Origin of the sequence: Planosporangium thailandense (genome assembly GCF_011947195.1) — a bacterium.
Classification (GTDB): domain Bacteria; phylum Actinomycetota; class Actinomycetes; order Mycobacteriales; family Micromonosporaceae; genus Planosporangium; species Planosporangium thailandense.
In genome coordinates this window covers 48,608-58,080 of sequence record NZ_JAATVY010000032.1, presented here as the reverse complement: position 1 = coordinate 58,080, position 9,473 = coordinate 48,608, and the positions used below count along the sequence as shown (strand labels likewise).

10 protein-coding genes are annotated in these 9,473 nt (G+C 72.4%); all 10 read left to right on the top strand.

Annotated elements, in window-relative coordinates:
* Positions 1-307 precede the first annotated feature (307 nt).
* On the top strand, positions 308-982 hold the full coding sequence (locus tag HC031_RS28290) for a M23 family metallopeptidase (RefSeq protein ID WP_205863342.1): 675 nt from the start codon (positions 308-310) through the stop codon (positions 980-982).
* 73 nt (positions 983-1,055) lie between these two features.
* Positions 1,056-2,240 (top strand): M20 metallopeptidase family protein, encoded by a 1,185-nt coding sequence (locus HC031_RS28285; protein WP_167928497.1) that lies wholly within the window; start codon positions 1,056-1,058, stop codon positions 2,238-2,240.
* A 108-nt stretch (positions 2,241-2,348) separates the two neighbouring features.
* Positions 2,349-3,098 carry a pentapeptide repeat-containing protein gene (locus HC031_RS28280; protein ID WP_240943142.1) on the top strand — a complete coding sequence of 250 codons (750 nt, stop codon included), beginning with the start codon at positions 2,349-2,351 and terminating at the stop codon, positions 3,096-3,098.
* A gap of 94 nt (positions 3,099-3,192) precedes the next feature.
* Entirely contained in the window at positions 3,193-3,990 is a 798-nt protein-coding gene (gene yaaA / locus HC031_RS28275; protein WP_167928495.1) for a peroxide stress protein YaaA, read from the top strand.
* A gap of 125 nt (positions 3,991-4,115) precedes the next feature.
* Entirely contained in the window at positions 4,116-4,289 is a 174-nt protein-coding gene (locus tag HC031_RS28270) for a Flp family type IVb pilin (protein ID WP_167928494.1), read from the top strand.
* A gap of 11 nt (positions 4,290-4,300) precedes the next feature.
* The gene (locus HC031_RS28265) at positions 4,301-4,738 is read left to right on the top strand and encodes a TadE/TadG family type IV pilus assembly protein (protein WP_167928493.1); all 438 of its coding nucleotides are present in this window, start codon (positions 4,301-4,303) and stop codon (positions 4,736-4,738) included.
* Positions 4,726-5,850 (top strand): pilus assembly protein TadG-related protein, encoded by a 1,125-nt coding sequence (locus tag HC031_RS32675; RefSeq protein WP_205863341.1) that lies wholly within the window; start codon positions 4,726-4,728, stop codon positions 5,848-5,850. Before HC031_RS28265 ends, HC031_RS32675 begins: the two co-directional genes overlap by 13 nt.
* Positions 5,847-6,674, top strand: coding sequence for a Flp pilus assembly protein CpaB (gene cpaB, locus HC031_RS28255; protein ID WP_167928492.1), 828 nt, complete (start codon positions 5,847-5,849; stop codon positions 6,672-6,674). Before HC031_RS32675 ends, cpaB begins: the two co-directional genes overlap by 4 nt.
* 16 nt (positions 6,675-6,690) lie before the next feature.
* Complete coding sequence (locus HC031_RS28250; protein ID WP_167928491.1) at positions 6,691-7,881, top strand: CpaE/TadZ family protein; 1,191 nt, start codon at positions 6,691-6,693, stop codon at positions 7,879-7,881.
* A gap of 3 nt (positions 7,882-7,884) precedes the next feature.
* Positions 7,885-9,456, top strand: a complete 1,572-nt coding sequence (locus HC031_RS28245; RefSeq protein WP_167928490.1) for a TadA family conjugal transfer-associated ATPase — start codon at positions 7,885-7,887, stop codon at positions 9,454-9,456.
* Positions 9,457-9,473: the final 17 nt, after the last annotated feature.

Genomic DNA, 9,473 nt, shown 5'->3' with positions numbered 1-9,473 from the left:
GGCGGCCGCGACCGCGTGACCGTCAGCGCGAACGCCGCCTGACGTCAGTTCATCCGGCGTCCCCCGCGGCGAGATGCCGCTCCACGAACTCGACGTTGCCGGACCGCGTCCGCGACGATCTCGCCCTTCTCGTCGCAATGTTGCACGCATTGCGGGTTCAGAGCGGGCGGAGACAGCAGTATGTGCAACATCGCGGAGATCTTGAGCCGCGGGGTGCGGTCAATTAGTTACAGGGGATTGAAAGTTAGCTGTGAGTCATTAACTATCGAGATAGAAGGGCGTCAATAGGAGATCCGATTGGGGGACGATGATGATCCGACCATCGCGGCAGGTCCGTCGCCTGTTCACCCGGTGCCTCCCGGTCTGCGCGGCCATCGCCCTCACGCTCACGCAGTCACCGGCGACGGCCGCGATCGCCCCGCGAACCGCCGCCGGCTGCGTGGACTGGCCGACCGACAAGTTCCTGCAGACGCCACTGACAGCCAAGGCCAACGGCGGCCAAGGGTTTGCGATGCAGAACGGCAGCTACTTCGGCGAGGGATACCACGTCAACTGTGACGCTCCCAGCCGGATGAACCAGTTCTACGCGCTCGACATCGGCCTGGCCGAGGGTGACGAGGTGCTCCCGCCCGGCGGGCCGGGCACCGTCCGCTACGCGGGGTGGGCGCCGGCGGGCTGGGAGACCTGCGGTCAGTACATCGTCGTCGACCACGGCGGCGGCTGGTGGAGCTACGTGTGCCACCTCAGCAGGATCCTGGTCAGCGCGGGGCAGCAGATCACCGACGCCACGGTGATCGGCCTGGCGGGTGGTACCGGCGGGTTCGCGCCGCACCTGCATTTCGGCCTGCAGTTCAACGCGAAGCTCACCCCGGCCGGCGGGCTGTACGGCGGCCAGAGCGCCCAGCCGCGTCACATGTTCCACCTGAGCTGCGGCAGGGGCTTCTACGAGTACATCAGCAAGGGACAGAAGGTCTGTTACTGACGGCTCGTACGCCGGCCTGCCACACCCCGGGAGTACCCTGGCGGGCCGATAGTCGTACGGGGTAAGGAGATCCATGGGCCTGCGAGAGGACGCGAAGGAGCTACAGGGCGAACTGGTGGCGCTGCGGCGCGAACTGCACCAGATACCGGAGATCGGCCTGAGCCTGCCGCGCACGCAGGAAACGGTCCTCGCCGCCCTCGACGGGCTGCCGCTGGAGCTGAGCACCGGCTCGAGCCTCACCTCGGTCACCGCGGTGCTGCGCGGCGGCCAGCCCGGGCCGGCGGTGCTGCTGCGCGGCGACATGGACGCGCTGCCGATCGCCGAGCAGACCGGCGAGCCGTTCAGCTCCCGCCACGACGGCGTCATGCACGCCTGCGGCCATGACCTGCACACCGCCGGCCTCGTCGGGGCGGCGCGGCTGCTGTCCGCCCGTCGCGACGAGCTGGCCGGCGACGTGGTCTTCATGTTCCAGCCGGGCGAGGAGGGCTTGGACGGCGCGGGCCACATGATCGCCGAAGGGGTGCTGACGGCGGCGGGCCGGCCGGTCGCGGCGGCGTACGGGCTGCACGTGATGTCCTCCGAGATCGCCCGAGGTGTGTTCGCGTCCCGGCCGGGACCGCTGATGGCCGCCTCGGACGGGCTGTTCGTGCGCGTCGTCGGGGCCGGCGGCCACGGTTCGACGCCGCACACCGCGCTCGACCCCGTACCGGTGGCCTGCGAGATGGTCACCGCACTGCACACGATGGTGACCCGCCGGTTCAACGTGTTCGACCCGGTCGTGCTGACCGTCGGCTCGTTCCACGCCGGGACGAAGCGCAACATCATCCCGGACGATGCGACCTTCGAGGCGACGATCCGCAGCTTCACGCCGGAGGCCGGCGCGCGGGTGCGGGAGTACTGCGTGCAGCTGTGCCAGAGCATCGCCGCCGCGCACGGCCTGCAGGTCGAGATCCGCTACGACAACGAGTACCCGGCGACGATCAACCATGCGGCCGACCACGAGTTCGTAGCCGACACGGTGCGGGAGGTCTTCGGCGAGGAGCGGTTCGAGGAACTGGCCAACCCGATGACCGGCTCCGAGGACTTTTCGCGGGTACTGAACAACGTCCCGGGCGCGTATCTGTTTCTGGGCGCCTGCGTCACCGACGATCCCGGGTCGGCTCCGTCGAACCACTCGCCGCGCGCGGCCTTCGACGACAGCGTCCTGGCCGACGGCGCCGCCCTGCTCGCCGAACTCGCCATGCGCCGCCTGCACTGACGAGATCCTGGACGGTTGGCGGGCCGATAGCCCCGCCAACCGTCCAAGATCGTTAAGTGGTGGTGGTATGCGGCCGTCCGGCGGCGGGACAATCGGGACGTGCTCCGCATGCGAGCGACGGCCGTGCGAGTGCGGACCGGGCGAGCCGGGACCGGGGGAGCGCGCGACCTCCGGGCGGCCGTGGAGCGGGTGCCGCTGCGGCTGCGGGTGGCGTACTTCGTCGGCGTCGCGCTGCTGCTGGCCTTCCTCGCCAGTCGCGGCGCCGTCAACCGGGGCGGCGGCGCCGCCGACGAGCACGGCCGGACCTGTCCGGGCGGGGCGAACTTCGCCGGGCAGACGGTCGCCGGCGTCGACCTGAGCCAGCAGCAACTGCTCTGCCTCAACCTCGAACGGTCCACCTTGACCGGCAACGTTTCGGACTCCAACCTGGCCCGGGCCAACCTGTACGCCGCCCACCTGCGCAACCTGTGGCTCAACGACGTCGACCTGTCGGTGTCCGACCTCCGCCGGGCCGACGCCGCGGGGCTCAACATGACCGGCGGCCGGCTGGCGCACGCCGACCTGCGCGGCGCCGGACTGAAGGGCGCCCGCTTCGAGGACGTGGGCCTGCAACAGGCGCAGCTGTCCGGGGCCAACCTGCCTTCCGTCGGATTCACCCGGTCCGACCTGTCCGGCGTGGACGCGCGCGGCACCGACTTCACCGGCGCGTCCTTCTACGACTCCAACCTGCGCGGCGCCCGGCTCGCCGGCGCGAAGCTCGACCGTACGATCTGGTCGAACGCTGTCTGCCCGGACGGGACGAAGTCGTCGCGCAACGACCCGGAGTCCTGCGACGGGCACCTCACTGCGGCGCGCTGAGCGCCGTACGCGACCGGAATGTCCGTACCCTGTGCTGGCCGGCGAGCCCGTCGCCGACCGGCCCCTGTCGTGCACCGCCCGAGGAGTCCCACCCGTGCTCATCCTGCTACCGCCATCGGAAGGCAAGGCCGCGTCCGGATCGGGCGGTCCGGTCGACCTGGCGGCGCTGTCCCTGCCGACCCTGACCGCGGCGCGGCAGGAGGTGCTGGACGCGCTGGTGGCGCTGTGCCGGGGCGGTGACGCCGAGACCGCCCGTACCGTGCTGGGTCTGAGCCCCGGCCAGGCGGCCGAGGTGCGGCGCAACGCCGGGCTCGCGGACGCCCCGGCGGCGCCGGCGGGGCAGGTCTACACCGGGGTGCTGTACGAGGCGCTGGACCTGCCGACGCTGAGCGCCGGCGCACACCGACTGGTCGAGCGCTCGGTGCTGGTGTTCTCGGGGCTGTGGGGCGCGGTACGCCTCGACGACCGCATCCCGCCGTACCGCTGCCCGGTCGGGGTCCGGTTGCCTGACGTGGGGGCGCTCGGCACCTACTGGCGGCGCGTCATGGCGCCCGCGCTGACCGAAGCCGCGGGCGACGGGCTCGTGCTGGACCTGCGGTCGGGCGCGTACGCGTCGATGTGGACGCCCCGCGGTGCGACCGCCGGGCGTACGGCGGTGGTACGGGTGCTGCACGAGCGCGTGGTCGACGGCGCGGTCAAGCGCACCGTGGTGAGCCACTTCAACAAGGCCACGAAGGGCCGGCTGGTCCGCGACCTGGCGATGGCCGGGGCGGCGCCGGAGACGCCGGCGGACCTGGTCACGGCGCTGCGCGATCTCAAGTACACGGTGGAGGAGCGCGCCGGGGGTGGGGCCGGGCCGTGTCAACTGGACCTGGTCGTCACCGAGCTGTAGCCGGCGTGTCCCCCGGCCGCCGGAGGGAAAAGCGACCTGCCGGCGGACAAAGGATCCCCGCTTCCTAACCGAATGTGGTTTCAAGGCCACCGAACGTGTCGGCCTGGGACCTCGGGAGGGAACCTATGAAGAAGTTCGTGGCTAAGGCGCAGGCCGTGCGGGCGACCCGCGAGCAGGGTGCCACCGCCGTGGAGTACGGCCTCATGGTCGCGCTGATCGCCGTTGTCATCATCGGCGCCGTGACGCTGCTCGGCGGCAGGCTGAACGCCATGTTCCAGAACATCGCCGGAAGCCTGTGAGGCGTGCGGGCATGCCGGCCGTCGCGCGCTCGACGACGGCCGGCATGGCCCGCGGGCGGCGTACCCGCCGCGACGAGGGAGCCGCCGCCGTGGAGATGGCCCTCGTCCTACCCCTGCTGCTGTTCGTCCTGTTCGGTGTCATCGACTTCGGTCGGATGCTGAACACCCAGCTCACCCTCACTGAGGCGGCCCGGGAGGGCGCCCGTGCCGCCGCGCTCGGCCAGAGCGCCGACGCGAGGGTGCAGGCCGCCACCACCGGCCTGCGCGGCGTCACCGACACCGTCACCACCTGCCCGGCGACCGGCGCGGCCAGTGCCAACGCCGTCGTCACCACCCAGGTGCGCTTCAGCTTCGTCACCCCGCTGGCCGCCCTCGCTCCGCTGTTCGGCGGCAACCTCGCCAGCTCGATCACACTGACCGGAAGGGGGGTCATGCCATGCGTCGGCTGAGCTCCCTTCTCCGGCACCGGCTACGTACCGTCCTGGCCGGAGCCGACCGGGGAAACATCGCGCTGCTGGTCACCATCGTGCTCGGCGGCGGCGTCCTGCTGGGCGCCGGTGCCCTCTCCGTCGACGTCGGCCAGCTCTACGCCGAACGCGAGCAGTTGCAGAGCGGCGCGGACGCGGCGGCCATGGCCGTCGCACAGAACTGCATCCGTACCCCCGCGGCGTGCGGCAACCAGAACGCGCCCGCCGTCAGCTACGCGAACCGCAACGCCAAGGACGGCGCGAGCGCCGTCACGCTCATCTGCGGGCGCGCCACCGGTCTGGCCGGCTGTCCGGCCCCGACCGGCAACCGGTGGGACTGCATGGGCGCCCCGCCACCGGCCGGCCCGTACGCGGAGGTGCGGACCGCGACCCTCCAGCCCGACGGGTCGACGCTGCTGCCACCGACCTTCGCCCAGACGCTGGTCGGCAACCAGGGGTACAAGGGCGCGCGGCTCGCGGCCTGCTCCCGGGTCGCCTGGGGGCCGCCGCTGCAGGCGACGGGCCTCGGCGTCACCGTGTCGACCTGCGACTGGCAGCGGGTCACCGGCGGGGCACCCGCGTACCTGCCCCCCGGCACGCTGCCGCCGGCCAGCGCCGAGGGCGTGCTGTACCTGCACAGCACGAGCGGCGCCAACACCTGCCCGGCCGGGCCGTCCGGCTGGGACGCGCCCGGCGGCTTCGGCTGGCTCGACGACCCGACCAACACCTGCAGCAGCACCGTCGCGGCGAACGGCACCTACGGCGGCGACAGCGGACTGGCTCCATCGAAGGCGTGCAGCGCCGCGCTGGCCAGCCTGTACACCACCCACACGCCGGTGCTGATGCCGATCTTCGACGGGGTCAGGGGCACCGGTCAGAACACCGTCTACCACCTGTCGGGGTTCTCGTCGTTCGTGCTGACCGGCTACAACCTGCCCAGCACGAACAGCCCCGCGTCCTGGCTGACCGGCCGCACGTACTGCACCGGCTCCGCCAAGTGCCTGTACGGCTACTTCGTCACCGCGATCCTGCCGACCGGCGGCAGCTTCGGGACCATCGACTACGGCACCGAGATTCTGAAGGTAGTGGGATGAAGCGCAGCTTCTTCGCCGCGCTGGTCGCGGTCGCTCTCGCGGCGGTCGGCTGCGCCGCGCTCCTGGCGTACGCGCACACCGCCGACAAGCGGGCCCTCGACGGCCAGAAGGGCGTCCGCGTCCTGGTCGCGAGTAAGAAGATCCCGGCCGGCACCACCGGACAGGCGATCCGCGACGGCGGGTACACCGAAGTGGTGACCATGCCGGCGGCGACCGTACCGGCCGACGCCCTCAGCACGATCGACGGGTCGCTGCTGGCGCAGGCGGTCACCGCCGACCAGCAGCCGCGCCAGCTGTTGCTGCGCGGCGTGTTCGACGCGCCGGCGACCAGGCGCGCCGGGCTGCCCGTACCGGACGGCATGCTCGCCGTCAGCGTCTCCATGCGGGTGCCGGCGGAGGTCGCGGGTTACGTGCAGCCGGGCCAGGAGGTGGCCGTGTTCGACACGTTCACCGTCAACGAGAGCAAGAGCCCCGATCGCGTACCGGCCGGCGACGGGCTCTCGACCGGCCACGGGTACAACCAGGCGACCCGGCTGCTGCTGCCCAAGGTCGAGATCCTCGCGATCGGCGGCCGCGGCACGCCGGGCGCAGCCGACGTCGGGCCCCGGCCCACGGCGACGCCGTCGGCCGGTGGCGCGGCCGGCAGCCAGTCCGGCCAGCCGGCCGACGGCGGTTCGGTGCTGGTCACCGTCGCGGTGAACCAGGACCAGGCGCAGCGGCTGGTGCACTCGGCCCAGACCGGCGCGCTCTACCTCGCGCTGCTCGGCGACGGCGCCGAGGCGAAGCCAGGGCCGGGCGTCGACAACTACTCGCTCTTCCAGTGACCGAAGAGGACTGGCCATGACGCTGTACTACGAGCCGCTGCCGGACCGGGCCCGTACCCTGGTCGAGATCCTGGGCGGGCAGCCGCACGGCGCGGCCGACCTCGCCGAGCTGGCCGCGCTGGTGCGCGCCGACCCGGGCGCGCAGCTGGTCATCCTCGGCTCGAGCGTCAACCTCGCCGAGGCGGTCACCTTCGCCGCCCAGCACCGGTTGACCCGGCCCACGCTCGGCGTGGTGCTGCTGCGTGACCACGTCGACGTGGCGGTGCTCGCAGAGGCGCTGCGCGCGGGCATCCGGGAGGTGATCAACGCCGGGGACTCGCACGGGATCCGTGCCGCCTGCGGCCGCTCGTTGGAGGTGTCCCACCAGCTCGCCCTCGGCGGCGTCGCGCCGCAGCCGGCGGCGGCGCCCGTCAAGGAAGGCCGTCTCGTCACGGTCTTCGCAGGCAAGGGCGGATGCGGCAAGAGCACCGTCGCCACCAACCTGGCGGTAGCGCTCGCCGACGGCGGCAAGCACCGGGTCTGCCTGGTCGACCTGGACCTGACCTTCGGCGATGTGGCGATCATGCTGCAACTGGTGCCGAAGCGCAGCCTCGCCGACGCCGTGCCGATGACCGGCCGGCTCGACGAGACCGGCATCCGCTCGCTGGTGACGCCGTACGCACCGGGGATCGACACGCTGCTGGCCCCGCCGGCGCCGGCCGACGGCGAACGGGTCGGCCGGGAGCTCGTCAGCGAGATCCTGAAGATCGTCAAGCGGATGTACGACTACGTCGTCGTCGACACCCCGCCGTTCTTCTCCGACCAGGTGCTGGCCGCGCTGGACCTGTCGCAGTGGTACATCCTGCTGGCCACACCGGACATCCCGGCGCTGAAGAACCTGCGGCTCACCTTGGACATGTTCGACCTGTTGGAGTACCCGACGAGCCAGCGGATCATCGTGCTCAACCGCTCCGACTCGCAGGTCGGGCTGACCCACGCCGACATCGACCGGGTGGTACGGGCGCCGATCGCCGGCCGGGTGCCCTCGACGCGCGACGTCCCGGTGTCCATCAACCGGGGAGTTCCGCTGATGGTCGACAGCCCCAACAACCCGGTCAGCCGGTACATCCGCGAGATCCAGGCGCGGATCCAGACCGCGGCGCAGCCGGCGGGCGCGCCGGTGGAGCCGGCGCGACGGCGCGCCTTCTCGCTGCGTCGGGGCCGGTGACCGATGGGCCTGTACGACCGGATCGAGCAGCGACGGGCGGCGGCGGCCGAGGCCGGCCTGCCTCCGAACCCCCCGCCGGCCCACGCGGCGCCAGCCCCGCCGGCTCACGCGGCGCCGGCTCACCCGGCGCCCGACCCGCCGGCCTCGCCGGCCGAGTTCCCGCCGGCCGGGTTCGCGCCGGGGCGGGCAGCGCCGGCCGGGTTCGCGCTGCCACCGGACCCCAAGCCGGGCGCGTACGGGGCGAACGGTGGGGCACCGGTAGCCGGTGAGCGGCACCGGCCGGGCCCGCCCGCGGTGGACCCGGTGGCCGCGGTGCGCCGCCGCATCCAGGAGTCGCTGGTCGCGACGCTCGGCCCGCAGCTGTACGAGGAGCTCGGCGGCGAGGACGACCTGGCCACCCGGGTCCGGGAGACCATCACCACCCTGCTCGCCCGCGAGGAGACGCCCCTCGCCGGCGCCGACCGGATGCGCATCACGCAGGAGGTCACCGACGAGATCCTCGGCCACGGCCCGATCGAGCCGCTGCTGCGCGACCCGAACGTCAGCGAGATCATGGTCAACGGCCCGCACCGCATCTTCGTCGAGCGGGGCGGCCGGATCAGCCAGGTGGAGGCCGAGTTCGCCGACGAGGCGCACCTGCGCCGGGTGATCGACCGGATCGTCTCCCGGGTCGGCCGGCGCGTCGACGAGGCCAGCCCGATGGTGGACGCCCGCCTGCCCGACGGCAGCCGGGTCAACGCGGTCGTGCCCCCGATCGCGCTCGACGGCTCCACGCTGACCATCCGCAAGTTCGCCACCGACCCGCTGACCGTGGCCGACCTCATCAGGTTCGGCACCCTGACCCCGCCGGTGGCGCAGCTGCTGTCGGCCTGCGTGCGCGGCCGCCTCGACATCGTCGTCAGCGGCGGTACCGGCTCCGGCAAGACCACCACGCTCAACGTGCTCTCCGGGTTCATCCCGCCCGACGAACGGGTCGTCACCGTGGAGGACGCGGCTGAGCTGCAGCTGCACCAGGAGCACGTGGTCCGCCTGGAGTCGCGACCGGCCAACGTGGAGGGTCGCGGCGAGGTGAGCATCCGCGACCTGGTACGCAACGCGCTGCGGATGCGCCCCGACCGCATCGTCGTCGGTGAGGTCCGTGACGGCGCGGCGCTGGACATGCTCCAGGCGATGAACACCGGTCACGACGGTTCCCTGACCACGGTCCACGCCAACACCCCGCGGGACAGCATCGCCCGGCTCGAGACGATGGTCATGATGGCCGGGATGGACCTGCCCAGCCGCGCCATCCGGGAGCAGATCGCCTCCGCGGTGGACCTCATCGTGCAGGTCGCCCGGCTGAAAGACGGCGGCCGCCGGATCACCCACGTCACCGAGGTGGTCGGCATGGAAGGCGACGTCGTCACGCTGCAGGACCTTTTCGTGTACGACCACCGCGCGGGCCGCGACGAGCAGGGCCGTCCGCGGGGTGCGCTGGTCTCCACCGGCCTGCGCCCCCGGTTCCTCGAGGAGCTGGCCGCCCACGACGTCACGCTGCCGATGGAGTTCTTCGCCTCGTCCGGGGGCCCACGATGAACGGGTGGCCCCCGGCG

Excerpts from the sequence above, each read along its gene's own strand:
- HC031_RS28280 (WP_240943142.1), top strand. The coding sequence starts at position 2,349 with ATGCGAGCGACGGCCGTGCGAGTGCGGACCGGGCGAGCCGGGACCGGG.
- cpaB (WP_167928492.1), top strand. The coding sequence starts at position 5,847 with ATGAAGCGCAGCTTCTTCGCCGCGCTGGTCGCGGTCGCTCTCGCGGCG.
- HC031_RS32675 (WP_205863341.1), top strand. The coding sequence starts at position 4,726 with ATGCGTCGGCTGAGCTCCCTTCTCCGGCACCGGCTACGTACCGTCCTG.
- HC031_RS28265 (WP_167928493.1), top strand. The coding sequence starts at position 4,301 with ATGCCGGCCGTCGCGCGCTCGACGACGGCCGGCATGGCCCGCGGGCGG.
- HC031_RS28250 (WP_167928491.1), top strand. The coding sequence starts at position 6,691 with ATGACGCTGTACTACGAGCCGCTGCCGGACCGGGCCCGTACCCTGGTC.
- HC031_RS28270 (WP_167928494.1), top strand. The coding sequence starts at position 4,116 with ATGAAGAAGTTCGTGGCTAAGGCGCAGGCCGTGCGGGCGACCCGCGAG.
- HC031_RS28285 (WP_167928497.1), top strand. The coding sequence starts at position 1,056 with ATGGGCCTGCGAGAGGACGCGAAGGAGCTACAGGGCGAACTGGTGGCG.
- HC031_RS28290 (WP_205863342.1), top strand. The coding sequence starts at position 308 with ATGATGATCCGACCATCGCGGCAGGTCCGTCGCCTGTTCACCCGGTGC.
- HC031_RS28245 (WP_167928490.1), top strand. The coding sequence starts at position 7,885 with ATGGGCCTGTACGACCGGATCGAGCAGCGACGGGCGGCGGCGGCCGAG.